General features: G+C 59.9%; 25 protein-coding genes and 1 pseudogene. 8 read left to right on the forward strand and 18 right to left on the reverse strand.

Features of this window, described 5'->3' with window-relative positions; translation table 11 throughout:
• Nucleotides 1-46 precede the first annotated feature (46 nt).
• The 4 genes and pseudogenes from HNQ72_RS31075 to HNQ72_RS10210 all read right to left on the reverse strand — a co-directional run.
• Nucleotides 47-232, reverse strand: a pseudogene (locus tag HNQ72_RS31075) (CopG family ribbon-helix-helix protein); the annotation flags it as partial.
• 58 nt (nucleotides 233-290) lie between these two features.
• On the reverse strand, nucleotides 291-1,496 hold the full coding sequence (locus tag HNQ72_RS10200; protein ID WP_183992164.1) for a phage portal protein: 1,206 nt from the start codon (nucleotides 1,494-1,496) through the stop codon (nucleotides 291-293).
• Between the two features lie 31 nt (nucleotides 1,497-1,527).
• On the reverse strand, nucleotides 1,528-1,836 hold the full coding sequence (locus tag HNQ72_RS10205; protein WP_183992165.1) for a Dabb family protein: 309 nt from the start codon (nucleotides 1,834-1,836) through the stop codon (nucleotides 1,528-1,530).
• Between the two features lie 37 nt (nucleotides 1,837-1,873).
• Nucleotides 1,874-2,542 carry a hypothetical protein gene (locus tag HNQ72_RS10210; RefSeq protein ID WP_183992166.1) on the reverse strand — a complete coding sequence of 223 codons (669 nt, stop codon included), beginning with the start codon at nucleotides 2,540-2,542 and terminating at the stop codon, nucleotides 1,874-1,876.
• A gap of 173 nt (nucleotides 2,543-2,715) precedes the next feature.
• On the opposite strand from HNQ72_RS10210, the gene HNQ72_RS30950 reads away from it, so the two are divergent.
• On the forward strand, nucleotides 2,716-2,838 hold the full coding sequence (locus HNQ72_RS30950; RefSeq protein ID WP_280518269.1) for a hypothetical protein: 123 nt from the start codon (nucleotides 2,716-2,718) through the stop codon (nucleotides 2,836-2,838).
• 374 nt (nucleotides 2,839-3,212) lie between these two features.
• Here HNQ72_RS30950 and HNQ72_RS10215 read toward each other — a convergent pair whose 3' ends face one another.
• The gene (locus HNQ72_RS10215) at nucleotides 3,213-4,751 is read right to left on the reverse strand and encodes a DNA-packaging protein (RefSeq protein WP_244654407.1); all 1,539 of its coding nucleotides are present in this window, start codon (nucleotides 4,749-4,751) and stop codon (nucleotides 3,213-3,215) included.
• A complete protein-coding gene (locus HNQ72_RS10220; RefSeq protein ID WP_183992167.1) occupies nucleotides 4,690-5,259 on the reverse strand; it encodes a hypothetical protein in 570 nt (189 codons plus the stop codon). Before HNQ72_RS10220 ends, HNQ72_RS10215 begins: the two co-directional genes overlap by 62 nt.
• 329 nt (nucleotides 5,260-5,588) lie before the next feature.
• On the opposite strand from HNQ72_RS10220, the gene HNQ72_RS10225 reads away from it, so the two are divergent.
• Nucleotides 5,589-6,491: a dihydrodipicolinate synthase family protein gene (locus HNQ72_RS10225; RefSeq protein ID WP_183992168.1), complete on the forward strand. Its 903-nt coding sequence runs from the start codon at nucleotides 5,589-5,591 to the stop codon at nucleotides 6,489-6,491.
• On the opposite strand, the gene HNQ72_RS10230 is transcribed toward HNQ72_RS10225, so the two are convergent.
• Entirely contained in the window at nucleotides 6,488-7,969 is a 1,482-nt protein-coding gene (locus HNQ72_RS10230) for a protein adenylyltransferase SelO (RefSeq protein WP_183992169.1), read from the reverse strand. The genes HNQ72_RS10225 and HNQ72_RS10230 overlap by 4 nt on opposite strands.
• Before the next feature lie 184 nt (nucleotides 7,970-8,153).
• Between HNQ72_RS10230 and HNQ72_RS10235 the strand changes: the two genes are divergently transcribed.
• Nucleotides 8,154-8,321 (forward strand): Thivi_2564 family membrane protein, encoded by a 168-nt coding sequence (locus HNQ72_RS10235; protein ID WP_162713894.1) that lies wholly within the window; start codon nucleotides 8,154-8,156, stop codon nucleotides 8,319-8,321.
• 92 nt (nucleotides 8,322-8,413) lie between these two features.
• Here HNQ72_RS10235 and HNQ72_RS10240 read toward each other — a convergent pair whose 3' ends face one another.
• The 3 genes from HNQ72_RS10240 to HNQ72_RS10250 form a co-directional block, all read right to left on the reverse strand.
• Nucleotides 8,414-8,638 carry a hypothetical protein gene (locus HNQ72_RS10240; RefSeq protein WP_183992170.1) on the reverse strand — a complete coding sequence of 75 codons (225 nt, stop codon included), beginning with the start codon at nucleotides 8,636-8,638 and terminating at the stop codon, nucleotides 8,414-8,416.
• 91 nt (nucleotides 8,639-8,729) lie between these two features.
• Nucleotides 8,730-9,893: a vWA domain-containing protein gene (locus HNQ72_RS10245; RefSeq protein ID WP_244654406.1), complete on the reverse strand. Its 1,164-nt coding sequence runs from the start codon at nucleotides 9,891-9,893 to the stop codon at nucleotides 8,730-8,732.
• A 179-nt stretch (nucleotides 9,894-10,072) separates the two neighbouring features.
• Nucleotides 10,073-10,261, reverse strand: a complete 189-nt coding sequence (locus HNQ72_RS10250) for a hypothetical protein (protein ID WP_183992172.1) — start codon at nucleotides 10,259-10,261, stop codon at nucleotides 10,073-10,075.
• A gap of 161 nt (nucleotides 10,262-10,422) precedes the next feature.
• Between HNQ72_RS10250 and HNQ72_RS10255 the strand changes: the two genes are divergently transcribed.
• On the forward strand, nucleotides 10,423-11,454 hold the full coding sequence (locus HNQ72_RS10255) for an acyltransferase family protein (RefSeq protein ID WP_183992173.1): 1,032 nt from the start codon (nucleotides 10,423-10,425) through the stop codon (nucleotides 11,452-11,454).
• A gap of 202 nt (nucleotides 11,455-11,656) precedes the next feature.
• On the opposite strand, the gene HNQ72_RS10260 is transcribed toward HNQ72_RS10255, so the two are convergent.
• Nucleotides 11,657-12,985: an aspartate aminotransferase family protein gene (locus HNQ72_RS10260; RefSeq protein WP_183992174.1), complete on the reverse strand. Its 1,329-nt coding sequence runs from the start codon at nucleotides 12,983-12,985 to the stop codon at nucleotides 11,657-11,659.
• Nucleotides 12,986-13,089: 104 nt separating this feature from the next.
• Here HNQ72_RS10260 and HNQ72_RS10265 point away from each other — a divergent pair, with 104 nt between their 5' ends.
• Complete coding sequence (locus HNQ72_RS10265) at nucleotides 13,090-13,959, forward strand: LysR family transcriptional regulator (RefSeq protein ID WP_183992175.1); 870 nt, start codon at nucleotides 13,090-13,092, stop codon at nucleotides 13,957-13,959.
• A 6-nt stretch (nucleotides 13,960-13,965) separates the two neighbouring features.
• On the opposite strand, the gene HNQ72_RS10270 is transcribed toward HNQ72_RS10265, so the two are convergent.
• Together HNQ72_RS10270 and HNQ72_RS10275 are read right to left on the reverse strand one after the other, a co-directional pair.
• Nucleotides 13,966-14,886 carry a GGDEF domain-containing protein gene (locus tag HNQ72_RS10270; RefSeq protein ID WP_183993079.1) on the reverse strand — a complete coding sequence of 307 codons (921 nt, stop codon included), beginning with the start codon at nucleotides 14,884-14,886 and terminating at the stop codon, nucleotides 13,966-13,968.
• A gap of 215 nt (nucleotides 14,887-15,101) precedes the next feature.
• Nucleotides 15,102-16,004, reverse strand: coding sequence for a LysR family transcriptional regulator (locus tag HNQ72_RS10275; RefSeq protein WP_183992176.1), 903 nt, complete (start codon nucleotides 16,002-16,004; stop codon nucleotides 15,102-15,104).
• 70 nt (nucleotides 16,005-16,074) lie between these two features.
• On the opposite strand from HNQ72_RS10275, the gene HNQ72_RS10280 reads away from it, so the two are divergent.
• The 3 genes from HNQ72_RS10280 to HNQ72_RS10290 all read left to right on the forward strand — a co-directional run bounded on the left by HNQ72_RS10280 (nucleotide 16,075) and on the right by HNQ72_RS10290 (nucleotide 18,304).
• Nucleotides 16,075-16,899 (forward strand): type 1 glutamine amidotransferase domain-containing protein, encoded by an 825-nt coding sequence (locus tag HNQ72_RS10280; RefSeq protein ID WP_244654405.1) that lies wholly within the window; start codon nucleotides 16,075-16,077, stop codon nucleotides 16,897-16,899.
• Between the two features lie 71 nt (nucleotides 16,900-16,970).
• A complete protein-coding gene (locus HNQ72_RS10285) occupies nucleotides 16,971-17,270 on the forward strand; it encodes a putative quinol monooxygenase (protein WP_183992177.1) in 300 nt (99 codons plus the stop codon).
• A 26-nt stretch (nucleotides 17,271-17,296) separates the two neighbouring features.
• Nucleotides 17,297-18,304: an aldo/keto reductase gene (locus HNQ72_RS10290; protein ID WP_183992178.1), complete on the forward strand. Its 1,008-nt coding sequence runs from the start codon at nucleotides 17,297-17,299 to the stop codon at nucleotides 18,302-18,304.
• A 61-nt stretch (nucleotides 18,305-18,365) separates the two neighbouring features.
• Here the strand turns inward: HNQ72_RS10290 and HNQ72_RS10295 are convergent, their stop codons facing one another.
• The 5 genes from HNQ72_RS10295 to HNQ72_RS10315 all read right to left on the reverse strand — a co-directional run bounded on the left by HNQ72_RS10295 (nucleotide 18,366) and on the right by HNQ72_RS10315 (nucleotide 22,632).
• The gene (locus HNQ72_RS10295; protein ID WP_183992179.1) at nucleotides 18,366-19,184 is read right to left on the reverse strand and encodes an ABC transporter permease; all 819 of its coding nucleotides are present in this window, start codon (nucleotides 19,182-19,184) and stop codon (nucleotides 18,366-18,368) included.
• A complete protein-coding gene (locus tag HNQ72_RS10300) occupies nucleotides 19,181-19,969 on the reverse strand; it encodes an ABC transporter ATP-binding protein (protein ID WP_183992180.1) in 789 nt (262 codons plus the stop codon). Before HNQ72_RS10300 ends, HNQ72_RS10295 begins: the two co-directional genes overlap by 4 nt.
• A 223-nt stretch (nucleotides 19,970-20,192) precedes the next feature.
• Nucleotides 20,193-21,227 (reverse strand): ABC transporter substrate-binding protein, encoded by a 1,035-nt coding sequence (locus HNQ72_RS10305; protein WP_183992181.1) that lies wholly within the window; start codon nucleotides 21,225-21,227, stop codon nucleotides 20,193-20,195.
• Between the two features lie 375 nt (nucleotides 21,228-21,602).
• Nucleotides 21,603-21,812: a hypothetical protein gene (locus tag HNQ72_RS10310; RefSeq protein WP_183992182.1), complete on the reverse strand. Its 210-nt coding sequence runs from the start codon at nucleotides 21,810-21,812 to the stop codon at nucleotides 21,603-21,605.
• Between the two features lie 307 nt (nucleotides 21,813-22,119).
• Nucleotides 22,120-22,632 (reverse strand): GNAT family N-acetyltransferase, encoded by a 513-nt coding sequence (locus tag HNQ72_RS10315; RefSeq protein ID WP_244654404.1) that lies wholly within the window; start codon nucleotides 22,630-22,632, stop codon nucleotides 22,120-22,122.
• Nucleotides 22,633-22,724: the final 92 nt, after the last annotated feature.

Raw genomic sequence — 22,724 nt, forward strand, 5'->3', positions numbered from 1 at the left:
ACCGTTCGTCCGGCCTCCACGTCCTCAAGCCCCCGGCGGATACTGAGCATTTCCGCCCCCTCCGCCATGAGGTAATATTTCAGCGCCCGAACAATCACCCAGCTGCGGCTGCGATCGGCCGTTTCGGCGATCTTCTCGATATCGTCCAGATGTCCTGCGGCACGCGCAGGGTGATCGGATCGGATAGAACCGGCTTTTCTGCCGATTTGTCTGACTTTGCCTTTTCAGCCATCGTATCCTCCGAGTTTGTAATACGGCGTATTACAAATCACACCCGCGGCGGTTTTCCATCAATAACCCACCGCCTCGCGCTTCTCCTCGTCCGAGAGGAAATCCGCCGCTCCTACCCGCGCCCACAAGGCTTCCCGTTCCGCACCCAGCCCGGCGATCCGGTCGAGATCCGGCTCCAGCCGCAATTCCCCGAAGATCTCGGAAAGCCAGGCGGAGAAGCTCGCGGCAGTCCGCGCAATCAGCGGCAGCACGGTCAGCCTGTAGAAGGCGCGGTTCGCCTCCTGGTAATTGGCATAGGTATTGTCGCCGGGAATGCCGATCAGCATCGGCGGTACACCCAGGGCAAGAGCGATATCGCGCGCGGCACCGTTTCTCGCCTCGATGAAATCCATGTCCTTCGGCGAAAGCCCCATCGCCTTCCAGTCCAGGCCGCCTTCAAGCAGCAGGGGCCGACCGGCATTGACGGCGCCGGAATACCCCGCCTCCAGCTCGTCCTTCAGCCGCTGATACTGGTCGGCCGAAAGATTGCCGCCATCCTTCGGCTGATAGACGAGTGCGCCGGAAGGCCGCGCGGAATTGTCGAGCAGAGCCTTGTTACAGCCCGCCGCCGCATTGGAAAGATCGAGTGCTGCCCCCGCCGCGACAAGCGGCGAAAAGCCGGAATGGTCATCGAGCGGGTGAAACAGTTTCAAGTGCAGCAGCGAAAGCCGCCCATCCTCGGCTTCAGCCGCTAGCCTGCGCGTTCCTCCGCCTGCGCGATAATCATACCCCGTCACCCAGCCATCACGCCCCTCGACGACGCTCACCCGATCGGGCCGCAACAGGTGCAGTTCGCGCAAACTGCCGCCGATCGCCAACGGTTCGACATAGGCATTGCCGGAGAGGAGCAGATGCCCGTAGAGCGCCTCGAAAAAATCCGGTCCGCCCTGCCGTCCGTTCGGGCGCAGAAGCAGTGAGAGCGCCGGATGATCCGCAACTTCCGCAGCGCCCTCGTAAGCCAGCCACGGTACAGCGGCCGCCGCCTCCGCAATCATCCGCACCGCCCGATATGCCACCGGATTGCGCATGAACCCTGTCCGCGCCAACGCCGCATAGGACCTGCCGGACCAATGCGGCGTTCCTTCGCTCGCAAGCACCGCAAAAGCGGACGCGACGCCCCCCGCCATCTTCACCTCGGCCACGGGCTCGCCGCCCGTCCCCTGATCTGCAGACACGGCTTTGCGTTCCCCCGTGGAAAGCCACGGCAGGCGAAAAGGAGATTTCATTCCTGTGATCCTTCTTGGGTAAGACTTGAGCCTACCTGAGCGGCGTCTTTACCGCCTTGTCGCTGTCATAGTCTGCGGCAATGCGCATCTCGCGAAGCGGCCGCACGGTTTCAGTCGATTTATGATAGATCGGATGCGCCTTGTAGGCTGCCAGCGCCGCCTCGTCCTCGAACTCGCCGTAGACGATGAAATCGACTTCCCGGTCCCACTGGTCGGTCTTCACGTTCGTGCCGATTTCCAGAAGCGACGCATGCGGATTTGCGGTCAGCATCGAAAGCCCTGCCCGGACATCCTCGAGATTTTCGGACGTGGCCGTGAAAAACACGATATGGCGTATCATCGAAACTCCGCAGCACCTCATTCGGACAGGTTGCCTGCTAACACGCGTCCCCGCCCGCATCAATGCGCCTCGGCAAAGCCAGCCGAAATGCCTTGGCGTATCCCGCCACAAGTTCCGCCCGATCCGTCCCGTTGACGATCTTTCGCGCACCGGTCCAGTCTCTCCTGCCGTCAGCGAAATAATCGCCGAGCCTGCGGCCGGTAAACGAACCCTTGAGCATGCCACTGACAAGGATCGCGACTGCAACGCCCATTTCCATCGCACGCCCCGGCTCGGAGACGAGATCGATCCCGGTCAGTGCCGACATCGCCTCGTAATTTCTCCGATGCGTCAGTTGCACGAAGCCGCGGCCAAGCCAGGTCCTGCCTTCGGCATCCGGGCGCCAATAGGGGATCTTCACCGCGGGAATCCGACCTGCCTTGAAGGCTTTTTCCAGCCGGGCAATCGCTTCCTCATCATCGAGCGCCAGCGTCTCACGCACCGGCTGCATCGTCGCTGCTGTCTCATGGAAAGCTGTCGCCAGCACATAGGCCAGCGCATCGTCGCCACCCGCAGACTTTCGAGCGGCCACGCTCAGTTTCGTCCATCCGTCGAGAATCTTATTGAGCCCGTTAACCTCGCGCCATTTCAAACGCCCTGAAAACAGGCTCTTACGCACCTCGTCGAAGAAAATGCGACGTTCCGCCGCATTGTTAAGCTTACCCATTTACCGCTCGCCTTCACCTTGTTGCGACTTTCAATCGGTTTAAGAAAACTAAATCGTTTTAACGACTTAAAGGCTAATTTACTTTTGCCTCGGGCTATGGAACCAATATGGCCATGCGACGTTATGTCGACGCTTTTCCATGATGGTGCAGCGCAACAAAAAAGGAGATCATGATGATGCCGCAGCCCGCTCAGGCAGCCCCTTCGAAACCGATCCCGCAGGAAATCCTGGATCGCATGGAATCCGAATGGAAGCAGATGCAGGAAAACAATTCCCGCCAGCCGAACCAGCGCTGAGCCAGATAACCCATCCGGATATCGCCGATGTCCGGATGGCGTAACTACGTGGCACCGGTCCTTATGGGAACGGTGCTTTTGTTTGGTGCAAGCATGCTGGTCAGGGTGGCCATGGATCCATCCTGCGCCCCGCGACAAGCCGAGCATTCACGCCGAATGCAACAATCCGAACAAGCTCTCTTGCGGCTGTCGTCACTGCCGCGAAAACAACAATGCCTGTTCTATCGCGAGCGCGCCGCACTCCTCGCCGAACAGATAAGACCAGGCGATCGGTGTTTCGGGCCGGGCCGCAACGGTGAAGCGCTGAGAAGGCAGACAGAGGCTCGACTTTACAAGGACCTTGCCGAAAGCTGTACGCTCTAAAGCGCATTGCATCATATCCCCCGCACCCGCGGTTCGCCCTGCCCTTCCAGCACCAGCGCTGTCAGCGCCCAGACCAGCGCATCCAGCCTGTCAGGTGAACGCCCCGATGACAGCCCATCGGGACCAAAATCGCACATCTGGTCCTCCAGTTCGATAAACCGCCCTGCATGCGCCACCCTTCCCTGTTCATAGAGCGCCGCCACCGGCTCGGCACGCAGAAACTTTCCGCGTGTTGCGCGCACCATGGTGATCGGCAGTGCGACGTCGACGCTTCGAAGCATCGCCGTCACCATCTCGCCGCCCTGGTTGACCTCGGCGACGATCCTGTCGGCAGCAAACCGCCGATAGGCCTTCACGACAGACTGCGCCCACTGGGCGGGCGTTGCGCCCTCAATGGAACAATCCGCCAGCACCACGGCACGCCCCTCCGGTTCCAGCCCGGCCACGACGATGCCGCAACAGGAATTCTGTCCTATGCCTGCGGGCGGATCGACCGCAACGACGATCCGCCTTAATGCCGGTACGACCCGGATCACACAGGCCTCGATCTCTAAGCGGCGCCACAGCGCGTCCTCGCGGTCCTCGATCAGTTCGCCCGCCAGTTCCTGCCGGCCCAGCCTCGTGCCGCCATACCGGCGTTCCAGTGCCTCGATGAAACCAGGCGCCAGGTTTTTCCGGTTGTCGCCGGTCGCGATCCTGACCAACCGGGTGGAAGGATCGGCGATCAGCCGTTTCAATACCGGCACCGGTCGCGGCGTCGTCGTCACCAGTTGGCGCGGATCGGTCCCTAACCGCAGGCCGAATTGCAGCATGTCGAAAGTCTCTTCCGCATGTTTCCATTTTCCAAGCTCGTCGCACCAGGCATAATGAAACTGCGGCCCGCGCAGCGCCTCGGGGTCTTCGGAGGAAAATATCTGCGCCACCGCTCCGTTCGGCCAGACAAGCCGACGCCGCGAGATTTCAAAGTCCGGAGAGTTCCCGCGCGCAATCCGGCAGATACCGGATACGCCGTCGATCATCACCTCGCGGGCGTCACCCAACGTTTCCGCCACCAGCGCAATCCTCAGATTGGACCGCTCCTCAGCAGAAGCCAGCTTATGCACCCATTCGGCCCCGGCCCGCGTCTTGCCCGATCCGCGTCCACCCATGACCAACCAGGTGCGCCAGTCACCTGCGGGCGGCCTCTGTTCCGGTCGACCGTTGACGTCCCAGTCCCGTTCATAGCGAGAGACGAACCGTGCCGGTACGACAAGCCCTTCCACCTCGACGACCGCTGAAGGTTGCGCCGCCGCTGTCGAAGATGCTTCAGCCGTCTCTATTTCATGCGCATGGCTTGCCCCTCGCGCCAATATGTTTTCCGCGCTGGTGACCGCCATGCATTCACTCTCATGCTGCTCGTCGATACCCTGCATGCCTGCCTGATGTTGGGCAGCGATACGATTTTTCTGCTTGGCGAGACGCCTCGCGTCGGATGCCCGTGCACGACGCTCAGCCCGTGCCCGATGGCGGATCGGTGCCCGCTCGTCGAGGCTCGGCATCAGAGGCAGCACCGTTTCGGATCCATGTAGCAAGAAGACTTTTGGCCCGTTCATCCGCCTTGTCCGCTATCAGCCTCTGCAGGCGGTCTTTCGCCTCTCCATAACCGCCCTCATCGGCCACGCGCTCGGCCTCGATCTCGCGATCCCGCGCCAGCTGCCTTTGAAGACTGTCGACCTTTTCGAGCGTGCGCACGATCAGGCTCATTGCGTCGGTCGCCGCCTTCACGTCGGCGCGCGCCAGCTTTTGCGCCGCGTCGTCGCCATCCGTCAGCGCCCCGGCCGCGCTCTCGCGCATCTTTCTGAAGGTGGAAAACTGTTCGCGCATCTCCACCGTCATGTCGTTTAATAGCTTGCGCAATTCGTCGCTCGCAGAAACGCCGCCATCCGCCGACTTGATCTCCAGCGCAATCCGCACTTCATCCGCCAGCGCGACATCCTCCGTCGGCATCTCGTCGCCATAGGCCGCGCGATCCCGCCAGATGCCGAACAGGCCCGGATCGAAACTGTCGAACTCATCCATGGCAGGCTCCATGAAGCGCACAGGCAAATCGCCACCAGCCTCTTCGGCTGCAGCGTTTCGTTCCCGTATCGCAATGTCGGATTAGAATGATTGCACAAGGCCTGACGCGCAAACACAGGCGCACGCCCTTCGAAGCCTGTGCCTTCAAGCGCAGCTCTTCGACTATGCCTGAACCCTATCAAAGCACCGTCACGCCGTCAAGGATTATTTTCCTATTCCGATGTTTTTCGTAAAAAGTCGCGGCGCCCCCTGTTCCCACGGTCTCAAGCCCTTGCGATCGTGTTGCAATCGCTCATAGTGGCCGCCTGTTCGTTTCGCCGGAGAATTCGATGCCGACCACACCGCCCGCCTTTACCGGCCTTTCCGCCTTCCCGCTGACGCCTGCGGACGAAGCCGGCCGCGTCGATACCGATGCCCTGCAGCGACTGCTTTCTCGCATTGTCGAAGCGAAGACGAATTCGATCGGCCTGCTCGGCAGCACCGGAACCTATATGTACCTCTCCCGTGAGGAACGGCGTCGGGCTGTGGAAGCCGCGGTCGAATGCGTTGGCGGCAGGCTCCCGCTGATCGTCGGCGTCGGCACGCTGCGCACCGACGATGCGGTGGCGCTCGCCCGGGATGCGGCGGCAGCCGGCGCCCAGGCACTGCTTCTTGCGCCGGTCTCCTACACGCCGCTCACCGAGGAAGAGGCGTTTCGCCATTTCGAAGCGGTCGCCGCCGCAACCGACCTGCCGCTTTCAATCTACAACAACCCCTCGACCACGCATTTTTCTTTCAGCGAGGCACTGATCGAGCGCCTGGCCGGCCTTGCCAATGTGAGCGCCGTGAAGATGCCGCTGCCCAAGGGCGGCGATTTTTCAGGCGAGATCGCACGGTTGAGAGCCGCCACGCCGGCCGATTTCGCCATTGGCTATAGCGGTGACTGGGAGTGCCCGCATGCACTGCTTGCCGGTTCGGATTGCTGGTACAGCGTCGTCGCCGGTCTATTCCCCAAGCCGTCGCTGGCCCTGACCAGCGCGGCGATCAGCGGCAACGTGGAAGAAACGACACGGCTGGATACTTCCTTCCACCCTCTCTGGCAGCTGTTCAAAACGCATGGCAGCCTGCGCGTGGTCTATGCGGCAGCGAACCTCATGGGCATCACCAAAGCCCAGCCGCCGCGCCCGGTCCTGCCGCTCGGTTCGGAGGCCGTTCGGGATATCGAAGCCGCCATCTCGCTTCTGAAGGACTAGGTTCCGCAGAAGGTTCGCGTTACCCTTTCTTCAGCTGTTGGCGGCGTCATGTAATCGGCAAATCCGGGACGCTCCTCATAGGGCTTTTCAAGCGCTGCGAGCAGTCGGGCAAAGAAAGAAAAGTCGCCGTAATTGGCAGCCGAAATCGCCTCCTGAATGCGATGGTTACGCGGGATGATCGCCGGATTGACGGCCCGCATCGCACCTGCCCGGCGAGCGTCATCTTGAGGCTCCAGCGCCAGCCGGTCGCGCCACAGCCCCAGCCATTCCACAGCCTTGGAAGGATCGGCGAACTGGCTCAGGAACCGTTCGTCCAGCCCTTCTGCCGCATCTGCCAAGCCGCGGAAAACAAGCGTGAAATCCGCTTCCTGATCCTGCATTGCCGAAAGCAGTTGCTGAACCAGTTCGCCATCACCATCGGCTTCACTTGAAAGCCCGATCTTGGCCCTGAACACCCTGATCCATTCCGCCTGAAATCGCTCGCCGAACTCTCCCAACACCTCGTTCGCCGCGTCGACTGCCCTGTCCTGATCCTGGTCGATGACCGGCAGCAGGCATTCCGCCAGTCTGGCGATGTTCCACTGGCCGATGCCCGGCTGGTTGCGATAGGCATAACGGCCGCCATGGTCGATCGAGGAAAACACCTTCATCTGATGGTATTCATCGAGAAAGGCGCAAGGGCCGAAATCGATCGTTTCCCCGGATATGGTCATGTTGTCGGTGTTCATCACCCCATGGACGAAACCGACGCCGAGCCAGCGCGCGATCAGATCCGCCTGCCGGAATGCCACGGACTGCAACAGTGCCGCATACGGGTTCTCAGCCGTCTTCAGCTCGGGGTAATGCCGGTCGATAACGTAGTCGGCCAGTTCCCTTATGCCATCCGTGTCGCCGCGTGCAGCAAAGAACTGGAAAGTGCCGACCCGCACATGGCTTGCCGCGACACGAACGAAAACGGCTCCTTGCTCCACCGTCTCGCGATAAACCTGCTCGCCTGTGGTCACCGCCGCCAGCGCCCGTGTTGCAGGAATGCCGAGCGCAGCCATGGCCTCGGACACGATATATTCCCGCAGCACCGGCCCCAAAGCTGCCCTGCCGTCGCCACGGCGTGAAAATGGCGTCGGGCCTGCGCCTTTAAGCTGGATATCGCGGCGAATACCGCCCTGATCCACCACTTCGCCAAGCAGGATCGCACGACCGTCGCCAAGCTGCGGCACGAAACTGCCGAACTGGTGGCCGGCATAAGCCATGGCAAGCGGCATAGCCCCTTGCGGCACCACGTTGCCGGAAAATGTCGCCGCCAGCCGGTCCGGATCGGAGAGATCGGCCTCGACGCCAAGCTCTTTCGCCAAAGCCTCGTTGAACACGATCAGCTTCGGCCCCTCGACCGGCTCGGGGTAAACCGAGGCGTAAAACCTGTCGGGCAGGCGGGCATAGGAGTTGTCGAAGTGGAACAAGCATGTCTCCATCGGGCACATCGGGCCTTTTGCCCAATATGGGAAATAGCAGGCGACGAACAAGCCGAAACATCAGTGCCTGGCCACACCGAATGATAAAGCGCCCACACTATCTTATTGAGCACCCTTTCCTTTTCCGCATCGTCTCATAATTACAGTTTCGTGATCGGCGCAGGACGCGCCGCAAATTATGGAGACTGGGGCTATGGGTTTGTCGCTTCTGATCAGCATCCTGATCACCTTCCTCGTGATCGTGCTGGTACTTTATCTTGTCAACATGCTGCCGCTTGACGCCAAGGTCCGCCAGATCGTGCGGGTTGTCGTCATCATCATCGGCATCATTTCGCTTCTGAAATATCTGGCGGTGTTCTAGCCCTTCCCGACCCAACCATTTGCCCGGGCGGATCATTTGGGTCTGCCCGGGCAATGGCGGCTTTCGCCTTGGGAGCCTGCCATCTCGAAATGTCAGGAATTCATCGATTTCAGATGGGTGACGACTTCCGCCTGACGCTTGTCATCGAGAACTTCCACCCGGTCGTGCCAGAAGCGTGATGCCTCCTCGGGTTCGTCGTCCCACTTTCGGGTCGTGACGAAATTATCGTCGAGCTTGGCAAGCCGCGTTCCGCCGAGCCTGCGATATTCCTCGGCCAGTTCCAGAGCATGCGTCTTTTCTCCATGTGCCTCAACCATGTGCATTCCTTTCCTTTGTGCCTCTGAAGGTTAGAAACAGGAAGGTCGCCGTCCGGTTCCCGCGTGACGCGGGAGGAATGCTGAAGGCAGGCTAGTTGGTCAGCCGGTTCACCGGCTTGATCGCGTTGTCTGCAATCGACTTGAACGATGCAACCAGTGCTTCCATCGTGTTGGGTTCGTAATAGTTGCCAGCTGCCGAGGCGCAGTATTTCAACAGTTCCTGCCCTTTGATCGGCGCCATGAAGGCGACGGTGTAGATCTTTATTCCGGCCGTCTTTGCTGCCGCGCATCCGTCACGCACGTTCTGGTCGAGCCTCGGGCTCCAGTCCACGCTATTGCCGGTCATATCACCATCGGTCATCAGGATCATGATGCGATCCGATGTCTTGTTACCTTTCTTGGCCTGCTCGACGCTCTCGGTGTCGGTACCGTAGATGTTGCTCTTGATGTTGGAGGTCGCGGTGGTAACTGCCGCTGTAGCGTCCGTTCCACCAACCGGGTTAAGCGTCATGGCATTGACGTAATTCCTTGCAGCCGTCGTTCCCCAGGCGACCGCCGACTGCCCCTTGATGCCGTTGGTATAGGAGATCGTGCCGGTGCGGACAAAGCGGGTCTTGGGATCGGATTTGTCGAGCGCGTCAAACATCGTGGCTGCAGCCTGTTTCAGCGCCTCCACCTTGGTCACATAAACGGTCTGCTGGCCGATACAGATACCGAGCAGGTTGATGACGCATTTCGTGCCCTTCACCGTCGTCGTGTTCTCCGCCATCGAAGCCGATTCATCGAGCAGGATTTCCATCGATATGCCGTTGCTTGCCGCCGCCGCTCCGTCAGCCCCAGTACCGCTTCCCGTGCCCGATATCGTGTTGCTCGAGGCATTCACGGGATAGGTTCGCCCGGCGAAAAAACTGGTAAGCGGCGTCAGCGGAATATTGGCAGAAGAGGTCACCGAGACCGAATAGCTCTTGGCCCCCGTCGATGCGTCCGTGTTGGTGACGATTGCCACAGTCGTCGCGTTCTTGATCGTCGCTGTGTCGGTGGTGTTCATATAATTGGCCAACTGGCCCGCCAGAAAATCCTTGCCAAGCTTCTGGCCGGCCGCGGTATCGGAACCGTTGGCCATAGCACCCGAAACAGCAAGGGCCGCGGCATCCGTCGCCTCCTGCAACTGGCGTTTCGAAACCATCAGATTGGCGGTGTCGACCGCCAGCCCGGCGCCTCCCAGCAACATGGGCAGGATGAGCGCAGTCATCATCCCGAAGTTGCCAGCCGGGTCGGAAACGATGCTGCGATTGGCTCTATCGAATATTAGCATGACGGCATTTAACGCAAAGAAGCGCTATTCGTGTCGCCATACATTCAAACTTGCTTAATTAACGATAATCGGGACTCAAGACGTTGTTCTGCAATGGGAATACCAGGCTCCCGGCCGCCTCAGGTGAGATAGGGCGCAAGCTCAAGCAGTTGATTTTCCTGTCTCACGCCGATCCTGTAAAGATAGATGAGATTGGCAGCCAGACGCCGGGGCTCTCCGCCGTCCTCCCAGCCCTCCGCCCGCAGTTGGCAATAGACACGCCGGATCATCAGGATATCTCCCGCAGCAATGACGCTTTCGGCCATCATGGCCGCCCTCCTCGAAAGCATGCTGAAACCGGCCCGGCTCACAAGCTGACGCAGCTCAGGGCACCGGCATTAATGCTATAAAAAGGATTTTGTATACTGAACTTGACACTTTCAGCCCGCAAAACAATAAGAATTTATATTATTAATGAAGCGGGTATATTATGCAACAGACACTGCATGCCAACAACATTGGTTTTCTTCGACTGCTGTTTGCTTCTCTCGTAATAGTCTCTCACGCGTCAGAGATCATCGACGGTAATAGATCCCGAGAAATATTGTCTGGCGCGCTTGGAGCGCGGACATTCGCGGAGCTTGCCGTGGACGGGTTCTTTCTTCTTAGCGGTTATCTGATCACTCAAAGTTATGACCGCTCCAGCAACCCAATTTCATTTCTGAAAAAACGCGCTTTCCGTATCTATCCGGGTTATCTGGTCGCGGTCTTTATTTGCCTGGCGCTTGCACCTTTGACAGGCGCTGCAATCGGTTATTACGGGATGGGTGATCTGCTTCGCCTCACCCTGGAAATCGTAACGCTTCACGGCCCCTCGCAACCCGGCTTCATAGGATTACCCTATGAAATCCTGAACGGTTCGCTTTGGACGATCTCTTACGAATTCCGTTGCTACATATTCGCCTTGCTCGTCGGCCTCGTCGGTCTGAGCCGAAAACGCTTTGCCTTTGCTGCGATATCGGCGGCACTGCTCCTCATGACGATGATGCCTTTGGATATCCAGATCCCCAACAGGATCGCATTTTTCACCGGTTATTATTCCGAAAGCGTCCGTCTGTTTGCGAACTTCTCTGTCGGCGCATGCTTCTATCTGTTCCGCCGGGAAATTCCGTTCACCAAAAGCCTTGCCATTGCCAGCACCGCCGCTCTTGTTGTGATGATGTTCCTTGAACACTTCGAAATCGCAGCTTTCGCCGTCTTTGGCGGCTATCTGATCTTCTGGTTCTCCTTTGCAGTAAAATCAGAGGTGATATCGCGGATAAACAGTGACGATGACGTTTCCTACGGAGTGTATCTATATGGCTGGCCGATTTCGGGCGCCCTTCTCTATTTCGCTGGCGTCCAATCACCAGCCATGATGATCGCGCTGAGCCTGCCCTTGGCCTATATGGCTGGTTATTTCAGCTGGATCCTCGTGGAACGGCCATTCCTCCGCAGGTCACCGAAAACGATAAAGACCTGATCGCCTCCGCTGGGAGGCTATTCAGCGAGACGCAATGGCGAGGGTGGCGCTGTGTGTGAAACGCTCCGTTGAGGATGCCACAGAGATCAGGACACGGCTCATCACCGCATGCCGTATCCTGCCGCCTGGGCAGGATACGGTCGATATTCGTCATTTGGAGGTTTACGCCCGGCCGTAGCTCCGAGCGGCATGCCGCCAACGGCTAGCGTTGAGCCGCCGTTATAGCATCGGCCATGATCTCGACGCCGCGGTCGATCTCGGCGTCAGAAACAGTCAATGCTGGAGCGATGCGGAAGACGCCGCCCATGCCGGGCAGCTTGACGATGTTCATCGAGAGACCCCGAACCATCGCTTCTTCCATGATCTTCGCACCAAGCTCGAAGCCGGGCGCCTTGGTGTGGCGGTCGGTCACCACTTCCAGCCCGAGCAGAAGACCACGGCCGCGGACATCGCCGATGCATTCGAAACGCTGCTGCAGCGCCAACAGCCCGTCCTTCAGGCGTTTGCCGCGCGTTATCGCCTGCTGGACCAGATTGTCACGCGCCATCACATCCAGCACGGTCACACCGACAGCAGCCGGCAGCGGGTCCGATACGTGGGTCGTGTAGAAGAGGAACCCCTTCTCGAATGCTTTCTGCTCCACTTCCGCGCTTGTCATGACAGCGGCAAGCGGCAGGCCGGCGCCGAGTGTCTTCGACAGCGTCATGATATCGGGCGTCACGCCGTCACGCTGGAAGGCGAACATGTTGCCGGTGCGGCCGACGCCGGTCTGCGCCTCATCGAGAATGAGCAGCATGCCGCGCTCTTCGCATTTCTTCTTCAGGGCCGCGAGATAGCCGAGCGGCAGTTCGAGAATGCCGCCGGACGACAGGATCGGCTCAGCGATAAAGGCGGCGAGATTGCCGGTCGACTGGCTGTCGATCAGATGAAAAGCATCGTCCAGCTCGGCCTGCCAGTCGTTCGATCCATCCGGGTTCCTGAAGCGCGGGCGATAGGCATTCGGCGCCGGGATGACGAAGGAGCCAGCCGAGACCGGGCCATATCCCTTGCGACCGGCGCTGTAGGTGGCGGAAGCCGCAGCTCCGGTCATGCCGTGCCAGCTCTGGGCGAAGGCTACGATCTCATGCCCGCCGGTAACGAGTTTCGCCATGCGGATCGCCGCCTCGTTGGATTCGGCACCGGTCGTCAGCAACTGGACACGGTCGAGACCCGGGGCGAGCGCTGCGAGTCTTGCTGCCAGCTCCACCACCGGGCGCGACAGCATGCCGGAGAACAGATGCGCGACCGACGCCATCTGGCGGCTCACCGTCGCAACGATATCCGGGTGAGTGTGGCCGAGCACGGCGCTCATCTGGCCTGAGGTGAAGTCGAGAATGGCACGGCCATCGGCATCGTAGACGAAGCTTCCCTCGGCGCGTTCGATGATGACCCGTTCGAAGGCGCCGCCGTAGCGGGTCAGATGCTTGTTGGCATCGGCCCAGAAGGCTGGATCGTCATTGCGCGACGTGAGGTTTCTGGCGGCGTTTTCCATGACGGTTCCCCATTGTGATTGATTGGCCGGGAGGGTAACAAGCCACTGGCACCTCAGTCCAATTGATAGTATTTTAATCCGATATCCATTTTTCTGATATTGCCATGCTTGATCTCGCGCTTCTGAAGAATTTCGCGGTCGTTGCCCGAACGGGTTCGATCAGCCTTGCCTCCACCCAGGTGGGGCGCACCCAATCTGCACTCAGCATGCAGATGCAGCGACTGGAGGCTGAGGTCGGCCAACCGCTTCTGCAGCGCACCGGCGCCGGTGTGCGGCTGACATCAGCAGGCGAAAGGCTGCTCGCCCATGCCCAGCAGCTGATCGCCCGGCATGACGAGATCCTCGCCGATATGAGCGGCGTCGCGCTTAAGGGCACGGTCAGCCTCGGCTGTCCCGAGGATTATTCGATCGCCTTTTTGCCGGAACTGCTGAAGAGCTTCTGCGCCGCCAATCCGCAGGTCGAACTGAGGCTGGTCTGCGGTCCGACGATCGGGCTTCGGCCACTCATCCAGCGCCGACAGATCGACATGGCACTGGTTTCTCTGCCAGATGCGCAGGATGCTGCCGTGATCCGCCGTGAACGCTTCGTCTGGGTGGCGGACCGGCCGAACACGCCGGTGCTGTCCAGCGACATCCTGCCGCTCGCGCTATCGGCTCCGACAACACTCGATTATCGGGCCGCCTGCGATGCGATGGAGGCGGTCAACCGCCGTTACCGGGTGGCCTTTGCCAGTGACAGCCTTGCCGGGCTGATCGCCATTACCCGCGCCGGACATGCGGTCAGCGTATTGACCAGCACAGCCGTGCCGCCGGATCTTCACATCGTCGAGAATGGGCTGCCGCTTCTGCCGACGATCGGCATTGCGCTGGAATTTTCCGAAAACCGCCCGTCATCCGCCGCGGCAATGCTGGGCGAGCATATCAGGCGGCATCTGCCGTCCCTGAAGGAACCGGCGGTCGCGCGTGGTCTTTGACCCGTTTCAGCCGAGCCGGATATCGGGATCGAGGCTGATCTGGTTGCGGCCGCGCATCTTGGCCGCATAAAGCGCCAGATCGGCGCGGCGATAGATCTCATCCGCTTTCGTACCCCGTTCAGCAAAGGAGATGCCGGCCGAAAAAGTGTAGCGGAAACTCGTCTGCTCCGGCAGTGGCCGCGAGAGCCTGACCGCCTCGAGCATGCGCCCGACGATCACCTCGGCATCCTCCGCCGTGGTATTGGGCAGGATGAGGACGAATTCCTCGCCGCCAACGCGGCCAAGGACATCCGTCCTGCGCACATGCTGTTGCAGGGTGGTGGCGAAATCGCGCAACACCGCATCTCCCACCGAATGGCCGAAGCGATCGTTGATATATTTGAAATTGTCGATGTCGAGCACCGCGACACAACCGACAGAACCATGCTCGTCCTCCACCACACCAGCGGGAGCAGCGAGCATGTCGGCAAGCTTGGCCATGACGAAACGGCGGCTCGGTATGCCGGTCAGTTCGTCGGTATGGGAGGCCTTGATCGCGTCGTCGCGGTCCTGCCGCAAGGCACGCTCGTCGGGACGGATGGAGGTGATGTCGCTCGCCACGCAAAGCATCCAGCCGTCATCCTGCGTCGTCTCTGTCATCCACAGCCAGCGGCCATCGTGGAGGTCGGTTTCGAAGGCGCGAAAACCGGCCTTGCCGCGCCGGGAGATGGTGGACGCCAGCCATGCCTCGAAGTTCTCTACCTTGATGACGGTGCCGCGCCTTGCGTGGAAATTGCGACGCATCAGCTCCGACCAGAGCGGATGTTCGCTTTCTTCAATGAACCATGCCGCGCGAAAGGCGCGGTTGGCATAACGCAGCCGGTCCCCTTCGTCATAGACGGCCACGCAAACGCCGGCGGCTTCCATCAGCCGGGCGGCCTGCAACATCGTTCTGCTATCGTCCAAGGCTTTCATGCCCTCAGGAATGGTGTAACTGGTCGGCGTCCGTATATCCGATACCTATGAAAGATCGGTTATGGCAGGTTCAGCTGCCCCTCATCGAGCTTGTTTTTCAAGGTTTGCCCAGACTTTCGGACATCCGTTGCTCCTCGCTGATATAAATACCAGAAATGTGCAGAATTCGAATGAGGGCATGCTGATATTCAGCGCGCCAATTCCCCGGCAACTTCCCCGATTAACCCACGCAGCCAGCGATGCGCCGGGTCGTTGCGGTGGCGGACATGCCAGGCCATCTGGACGGGAAAAGTGCCGAGATCGACTGGCGGGGGAAGCACCTTCAGCCGCGGATCGAGCGCGATACGCCGGCAGATCAATGCCGGAAGTGTGGTGCAGTAATCAGTGACGGCGACAAGTTCCGGGATGGAGAGGAAATGGGTGACTGACACCGCCACCTCACGCTTCAGCCCCTGTCTTTCCAGCGACTGGAACAGACCGGCGCGCAACCGGCCGGGCGGCAGCATGTTGACATGTTTCAGCCGCTCATATTGCTCCTTGGAGATGCTGTCACCTATATCGGGATGATCGGCACGGACAACGCAGGCAAGTCCATCCTCCATCAGATGCTGGACGACGAGATTATCCGGAGGATCGGTCATGCGGCCGAGCACCATCGCCGTCGTGCCGGACATCACGCCCGTCTCGGCGATATCGCTGCCGAAGGGCGTCAACCGCAGGCGGATGCCGGGCGCCACCTGCCGTAGCCGCTCGACGATGGCCGGCACCAGCACGAATTCCACATAGTCGTTGGGCGCGATGGTGAAGAGGCGTTCAGCGCTCGACGGGTCGAAATCCTGCTGGCCGAGAATGACGTCATCCAGTTTCGCCAGCGCCTCGGCAATCGCCGGCGCAATCTCTTCGGCGAGTTCGGTCGGCCGGATGCCGTATCGCTCACGCACGAAAAGCGGATCGCGAAAGGTCTCGCGCAACCGGTTGAGCGTGTTGGACAGCGCCGGCTGGGTGATGCCGAGGCGTTCGGCGGCGCGGGTGACATTGCGCTCCTCCATCAGCACAACGAAGACCGGCAGCAGGTTGAGGTCGTATCTCATTCAAGCACAACGCCTATTCAGTTATAACGCATGGATTATGCCTGGAATAAATTAAATAAATTTCCGAAATGTGTCGAGGAGGCGCATCGTCAGGCTGTCCAAAACGGACGGGGTACTTATCATCGGGTCCAATGCGACCCGTATCGAAACCAAAGACGGCCGCACCGGTGCGACCGGCCAATATCTCAACGAAACGGTGGTGCCGATGCTGGCGCTGATCAATGCAGGCTACGAGGTCGTGCTGGCAACGCCGAACGGAGCGAAGCCGCATATGGACGAGGCATCCGACAGCGCCGAACATTTCGGCGGCGATGTTTCTGCCTACGAAAAGGCCAGGGCCTTCTGGGCAAACGACACGTCGATGAACAGCGGCCTAACCCTGCGCGGCGCAATAGAACAGGGGCTCGACAATTTTGCGGCTATCTTCGTTCCCGGCGGCCAGGGTCCGGTCGTTGACCTGATGATCGACCCCGACATGGGCGAAATCGCACGGCATTTCCACGAAAAGGGCAAGCCTTCCGCCTATCTGTGCCACGGCCCGATGGCGACGGTTGCCGCCATGCGGCATGCCCGCGAATTCCGCTCGGCACTGGTGGCCGGCGATGAGGCCAAGGCCCGCGAATGGGCCAAGGGCTGGCAATATGCGGGCTACAAGATGACAGTCTTTTCCGACACGGAAGAAAAGGTCGTCGAGGACTATATTCTGCATGCCAAGCTCTATTTCAACATGATCGAGGCGCTGACGGCGGCAGGTGGTGATGTAAGCAAGACCAAGGTGGATTTCGAACCGAATGTCGTTATCGACCGCGAACTGATCACCGGCCAGAACCCACGCTCGGACCACCCGATCGCTGCGGCACTGATCGAGGCGCTGGATCGCAGGCAGGGTGTTTGAAAGGCCGATCTCGTCCGGGGGCGGCCTGAGAGACCACGCCCCCGGTTCCGTTTCAGTAAAAGGAAGACGCCATGATCGAGAACAACACAAAAATCGTCGCCATCCTCACCGCCCTGCCCGGCAAGGCCTCTGAACTGCAGGCGCTACTTTCCGACACCGCACCTTCCTGCCGTGCCGAACCGGGCAATCTGCGCTGGGATGTCTGGCAGGACCGGGCCAATCCCGAGCGCTTCATCCTCGACGAACTCTATATCGATGCGGGCGCGGTTGAAGCCCATCGCGAGACGCCCCATTTCAAAAACTACGCTTCAAAGATCAATAGCCTCGCCGAGCGGACCGCCTATGTGGTCACTCCCGTCGATCTCGGCTGACACCCCTGAAAACAAGGATAGAACCCATGGCACTCAAGGATATTCTGCCGAGCAGGCTCGGTTTCGGCGCAGCCCCGCTCGGCAACATGTTTCGCGATATTCCCGAGGATGAGGCGCGCGCCACGGTGGAAGCCGCCTGGACCGACGGCATCCGTTATTACGACAACGCTCCTTTTTATGGCGCAGGCCTTGCCGAAATCCGCATGGGCGATGCGCTGAAAGACAAGCCGCGTGGTGAGTATGTGATCTCGACCAAGGTCGGCCGCTATATTCTCGACGAGCTCGAGGATGTCAGCGCCCGCGAGCAGGGCGAGAAGGCAGGTGTGTTCAGCCATGGCCTACCAAACAAGGTGGTCAACGATTACAGCCATGACGGCACGCTCCGCTCGATCGAACAGAGCCTGAAACGGCTGAAGACGGACCATATCGAGATCGCCTTCGTGCATGATCTGGCGCAGGACTTCTGGGGCGACCGGTGGCTGGAAAAGTTCGAAGAGGCCCGCAATGGCGCCTTCAAGGCGCTCGACCGGCTGCGCGACGAAGGGGTGATCAAGGCCTGGGGGCTTGGCGTCAACAAGGTCGAGCCGATCGAGCTGGTTCTGGAACTGGACGAACCGAAGCCCGATGCCTTCCTGCTTGCCGGTCGCTACACGCTGCTCGACCATGACAAGGCCTTGCAGCGGGTGATGCCGATGGTGGCCGAGCGGGGCTTGGGTGTCGTCGTCGGCGGGCCATACAGTTCCGGCGCTCTGGTCGGCGGGCCGAATTTCGAATATGCGCCGATCAAGCCTGACATGGCTGCGAAGATCGCCAGGATCAAGGCGATTGCCGATCGCCACGGGGTGAGCATGAAGGCCGCCGGCCTGCAGTTCTCGCTCGCCAACCCCGCCGTTGCAGCCGTCATACCCGGCGCCAGCCAGCCCTCGCGTATCGCCGAGGACAGCGCTGCCCTGAAGGAAATCGTGCCTGCCGATTTCTGGCGCGAGTTGCGGGCGGAAAAGCTGGTGAACCCGGCTGCTCCGCTGCCGGTATAAACCCCGCCTCGAAGACAATGCCCCCGATGGGCCCCGGCGAAAATCGCCGGGGCATTTAGTTTCAGTTCGCCATGGTCGAGCGGTGCGCCCAGCCGGTCATGCGGCGTTCGATCCATGCCATCAGCGAATACATGGCGATGCCTTCAACGGCGAGCGCCAGAAGGCCGGCGAAGACCAGCGGCACGTTGAACTGGCTCTGGGCCGAGGCCATCATGTTGCCGAGGCCGTAATTGGAGGCGACTGTTTCACTCAGGACCGAGCCGACAAAGGCAAGCGTAATGGCGATCTTCAGCGAGCCGAAGAAATAGGGCATGGAGCGCGGAATGCCGACCTTCAGCATGATGTCGAGCTTCTTTGCTCCGAGCGCCCGTAGAACATCCTCCGTCTCCGGCTCGATCGTCGCCAGACCCGTCGCGACATTCACGACGATCGGGAAGAAGGAGATCAGGAAGGCGGTGATGACGGCCGGAATGGTGCCGATGCCGAACCAGATGACGAGGATCGGCACGACGGCGACCTTCGGGATGGCGTTGAAGCCGATCATGATCGGGTAGAGCCCGGCATAGATGGTCTTCGACCAGCCGATGAACAGGCCAATCGCCAGCCCCCCGACCACCGCCAGACCGAAACCGAGCGTGGTGGTGAACAGCGTCTGCGCCGAGTTCTTCAGAAGCGGCGACCAGTATTGCACGACCGCCTGAAAGATGCGGCTCGGGGCCGGCAGGATGGTGACCGGCGTGCCGAGGCCGCGCACCAGCAGTTCCCAGAAGAGAAATAGGCCAAGCGTGAAAAGCCAGGGTGCTGCCTTGACCCAATTGATGCGGGCGGGCTGTTTTGCGACGATCGCCGGAGCGGTGGAATTCTCTGTCGTGATGGTCATGCTACCGCCCTCGCCTGCGCGATCTCGCCGTGCAGTTGATGTACGAGGTCGTTGAACCTCGTCTCATACATGATTTCCAGATCACGCGGCCGCTCGAAGGGAACGCGATGTTCCTTCAGGATACGGCCGGGACGCGCACTCATGACAAAGATCTTGTCGGCCAGAAAGGCCGCTTCGCGCAGGTCATGGGTAACGAGCACGATGGTGACACCCTGTGCCGCATGAAGGTCGCGGATGACGCACCACAGTTCTTCGCGGGTAAAGGCATCGAGCGCCCCGAAAGGTTCGTCGAGCATCAGCAGTTCCGGCTCGTGGATGAGCGCGCGACACAGATTGGCGCGCTGCTGCATGCCGCCGGAAAGCTGCCAGGGGAATTTCGCGCCAAACCCTTTCAGGCCAACGAGTTCAAGCAGATGCTCGACCTTTTCGATGTATTCTCGTCTGTTGGCGCGCAGACGGTGGCGGTGCCTTTCAACGATTTCGAGCGGCAGGAGGATGTTTTCCAGCGTCGTGCGCCAGGGCAACATGGTCGGGTTCTGGAAGGCCATGCCGACGATCGAGACGGGCTGCGTGACATGCTGGCCGGCGACGATGACGGTGCCGACCTGCGGGATATGCAGACCGGTGACGAGCTTCATCAGCGTGGACTTGCCGCAGCCGGACGGCCCGACAACAGCGGCGAAATCGCCCTTGTCGACGCGCATGGCGAGGCCGGAGACCGCAAGCGTGCCTTCCGCGCCGCCATAACGCATGTCGACATCATCGATGGAAACGAGGTGTGCCATGGGGTGTTCTTTCGATTTGGTATTTGCGGCTGCCCGCCATTCGGCTGGTGTCGGTGCTGCCCCTCATCCGCCTGCCGGCACCCTCTACCCGTTAGGACGGGGAGAAGGACACAAGCCGAGACCTCTATGTCCCTCTCCAGCATTGAGCAGGGCAAGTCCCCTCTCCCCGCATGCGGGGAGAGGGTTAGGGTGATGGGCAAAGCCGAGAGCTACGAGCGCTACTTTACGGCAGCATCCGCTCCGCCTTTTCTGGCAGGAAGCTGGCGTCGAAGACCTGTTCGGCCTTGATCGCGCCCTTTAGCCCCATCGAGATCTTCAGCGTTTCGATGGAGGCGGAGAGCCTTGCCAAGTCGACACCGCCGAACCCGTTTTCAACGACATAAGGCGTCTTGATGTTCATGGCGTTGGCCATGTTCAGACGCTGGATCTCGATATCCGGGTTAAGCGTCTCGTTGCGCTTCAGAACGGCATCGACACCTTCCTTCGGGTTGGCGACTGCGGCGGCAAAGCCCTTGGCCAGCGCCTTCATGAAACCCTTCACGGCTTCGGGATTTTCCTTGGCAAAATCGGTATTTACCAGCACCGAGTTGCCATAGAGATTCAAGCCGTGCTCGGCCATCAGGATGGTCGCGATATCGTCGTCGGCAATCCCTTGCGCCTTCAGGTTGAGGATGACCGAGAAGGCGAAACCGAAGACGGCATCGACATCGCCCTTGGCCAGCATCGGCTCGCGAACCGGGAAGCCGATCGACTCGATGGTAATCTTGCTGTCGTCGATCTTGGCCACCTGCTTGAAGGCCTTCCACTGGGCGAATGCGCCATCCGGCGGCGGAGCGCCAAGCTTCTTGCCTTCGAGCGACTTCGGATCGGTGGTAACGCCGAGCGACTTGCGGCCGACGACTGCAAAGGTCGGGCGCTCATAGATCATCATCGCCGCCTTGACCTTCTGCGACGGGTCCTCGTCGAGGAACTTGATCAGCGAGTTGATGTCGCCGAAACCCATCTGGTAGGTGCCGGTTGCGACACGCGGGATCGCCTCGACCGAACCATTGCCGGTATCGATCGTGACGTTGAGACCTTCTTCCTTGAAATAACCCTTGTCGACGGCGAGCAGGAAGCCGGCGGCCGGGCCTTCGAATTTCCAGTCGAGCGTGAACTTGATGTTGGTTTCGGCAAAGGCCGGGGCGGAGAAACCGGTGCCCAAAGCCACCGTAGCCAGGGCGGCCAGTTTAGTCAGATATCTACGAGTCAGCATCATGTTCCCCTGCTGGTTGTTATTGACCCATAGAAAACGACAAATCGCCAACCGCGCAAGTCTCCCTGCACATTTTATCATCAATATTTCGCGTGCTTATTTTCAAATCACAATTCTGGAGACATCGGCTTTAAGCCAGCCGTTCGCGCACCCCGGCGCGGAGAACACGCCCTGTCATCAGCGGCCAGTTAACTGTGACGGAAAAGAATAAAAGCGGACTCTAAAATAGATTTGCCGAACCGGGCATTTGGCCTATTTTCTCCAACTGGAGGACGAAGAATGCGCATAAAGCTGTTTCTGGTCTGCGTCGCGGTTTTGACCATAGCTTGGCTTACAGGCCTGTTTGCACTCGTATGGTCTCTGTTTTGAAGCCGGAAATTATCTTCTACGGCTTTTTTCCGCGAAGGACAGGGCGACGACGGCACCGAAGTAGCCGACCTGCATGAAGACGAGAGAGGCAATACCAAAGCCGGCAGCCCACCACGCCCCATCGCCTGAAATCAGACTAGCGCAAGCAACAAAGGCAGACGCGAGCAACATCTTGAGGAAACCGCAAGGCAGCTGAAGGTGACGAAAAAGCTTTTCCATGCACTCCCCCAATAGTTAACTAGAATTTAACCATACCTTATATTGTAAACGGGTCATACCCCATATGAGGGAGATTACTTCGAATCATCGAAGCACCCTTTCATCTACCCGCACAGCCCTGTCGGGGCACAATAACGCGCTGCCGGTGCAGCCAGCATGAGGCATATTCAGCTATGGATGCGATCCGTCCACGCAACGGAATATGAGCATGGCGAAATCGCCGCCTTGCGGGGAGAGGAATACAGGTCGGATGCGGGACGTGAGCCGGCCTGAGGCCTGAAACCTCAAGCCGGGCCACGCGTTTTTTTCAGGGCGCTTCGCCAGCAAGCCTTGCCAACGCCTCGCCATCCAGCCGGTAGAACAGCTTCTCCGGTTTTGCGACGCCGCCGATCTCATCATAAAATGCCAAAAGCCTGTCGTCCTGCGCGTCTGCGGTCCAGTCTATCCTCGACAATCCCTGCCGGCCGGCCAAGGCGGCAAGTTCCCGCATCAGGGCCCGCCCGACGCCGAGACCGCGAGACATTCTGCCGACATAAAGCTCCTTGAGGAAAATGCCCGGTTTCAAGCCCGGTCCCGGATAGATCGCACTGAATGCACATAAGGCAATCACGTTTTCTTGCTGCTCAGCGACGAGAATTTCTGCACCTTGCGGCCTCGCCTGCAGCCCGGCAATGATTTCCGCACGCGCAGGACACGGCACCTCATAGTGAGCCTGCATCTCCTCCATCAATGCCGCCAGCCGCGGCAGCGCGGCATCATGCTTCTGCAAGAGGCGGATGCGGGCCGCAGCCCTGTTCGGATCTTCTTGCGAATTGGACATGAAACAGCCTCTGAAGAATATCTCCCATATCATTGGCACCTATCCGTTACGGGCAACTTAAGGCAAGAAGCTCAATATCGGTGCCATGCTGC

Source organism: Aliirhizobium wenxiniae (genome assembly GCF_014201355.1).
Classification (GTDB): Bacteria; Pseudomonadota; Alphaproteobacteria; order Rhizobiales; family Rhizobiaceae; genus Neorhizobium; species Neorhizobium wenxiniae.

Coding starts and splice junctions, on each gene's coding strand:
- HNQ72_RS10200 (WP_183992164.1), bottom strand. CDS start 1,496: ATGAAATCTCCTTTTCGCCTGCCGTGGCTTTCCACGGGGGAACGCAAA.
- HNQ72_RS10205 (WP_183992165.1), bottom strand. CDS start 1,836: ATGATACGCCATATCGTGTTTTTCACGGCCACGTCCGAAAATCTCGAG.
- HNQ72_RS10210 (WP_183992166.1), bottom strand. CDS start 2,542: ATGGGTAAGCTTAACAATGCGGCGGAACGTCGCATTTTCTTCGACGAG.
- HNQ72_RS30950 (WP_280518269.1), top strand. CDS start 2,716: ATGATGCCGCAGCCCGCTCAGGCAGCCCCTTCGAAACCGATCCCGCAG.
- HNQ72_RS10220 (WP_183992167.1), bottom strand. CDS start 5,259: ATGGATGAGTTCGACAGTTTCGATCCGGGCCTGTTCGGCATCTGGCGG.
- HNQ72_RS10225 (WP_183992168.1), top strand. CDS start 5,589: ATGCCGACCACACCGCCCGCCTTTACCGGCCTTTCCGCCTTCCCGCTG.
- HNQ72_RS10230 (WP_183992169.1), bottom strand. CDS start 7,969: ATGTGCCCGATGGAGACATGCTTGTTCCACTTCGACAACTCCTATGCC.
- HNQ72_RS10235 (WP_162713894.1), top strand. CDS start 8,154: ATGGGTTTGTCGCTTCTGATCAGCATCCTGATCACCTTCCTCGTGATC.
- HNQ72_RS10240 (WP_183992170.1), bottom strand. CDS start 8,638: ATGGTTGAGGCACATGGAGAAAAGACGCATGCTCTGGAACTGGCCGAG.
- HNQ72_RS10245 (WP_244654406.1), bottom strand. CDS start 9,893: ATGATGACTGCGCTCATCCTGCCCATGTTGCTGGGAGGCGCCGGGCTG.
- HNQ72_RS10250 (WP_183992172.1), bottom strand. CDS start 10,261: ATGATGGCCGAAAGCGTCATTGCTGCGGGAGATATCCTGATGATCCGG.
- HNQ72_RS10255 (WP_183992173.1), top strand. CDS start 10,423: ATGCAACAGACACTGCATGCCAACAACATTGGTTTTCTTCGACTGCTG.
- HNQ72_RS10260 (WP_183992174.1), bottom strand. CDS start 12,985: ATGGAAAACGCCGCCAGAAACCTCACGTCGCGCAATGACGATCCAGCC.
- HNQ72_RS10265 (WP_183992175.1), top strand. CDS start 13,090: ATGCTTGATCTCGCGCTTCTGAAGAATTTCGCGGTCGTTGCCCGAACG.
- HNQ72_RS10270 (WP_183993079.1), bottom strand. CDS start 14,886: ATGTTGCAGGCCGCCCGGCTGATGGAAGCCGCCGGCGTTTGCGTGGCC.
- HNQ72_RS10275 (WP_183992176.1), bottom strand. CDS start 16,004: ATGAGATACGACCTCAACCTGCTGCCGGTCTTCGTTGTGCTGATGGAG.
- HNQ72_RS10285 (WP_183992177.1), top strand. CDS start 16,971: ATGATCGAGAACAACACAAAAATCGTCGCCATCCTCACCGCCCTGCCC.
- HNQ72_RS10290 (WP_183992178.1), top strand. CDS start 17,297: ATGGCACTCAAGGATATTCTGCCGAGCAGGCTCGGTTTCGGCGCAGCC.
- HNQ72_RS10295 (WP_183992179.1), bottom strand. CDS start 19,184: ATGACCATCACGACAGAGAATTCCACCGCTCCGGCGATCGTCGCAAAA.
- HNQ72_RS10300 (WP_183992180.1), bottom strand. CDS start 19,969: ATGGCACACCTCGTTTCCATCGATGATGTCGACATGCGTTATGGCGGC.
- HNQ72_RS10305 (WP_183992181.1), bottom strand. CDS start 21,227: ATGATGCTGACTCGTAGATATCTGACTAAACTGGCCGCCCTGGCTACG.
- HNQ72_RS10310 (WP_183992182.1), bottom strand. CDS start 21,812: ATGGAAAAGCTTTTTCGTCACCTTCAGCTGCCTTGCGGTTTCCTCAAG.
- HNQ72_RS10315 (WP_244654404.1), bottom strand. CDS start 22,632: ATGTCCAATTCGCAAGAAGATCCGAACAGGGCTGCGGCCCGCATCCGC.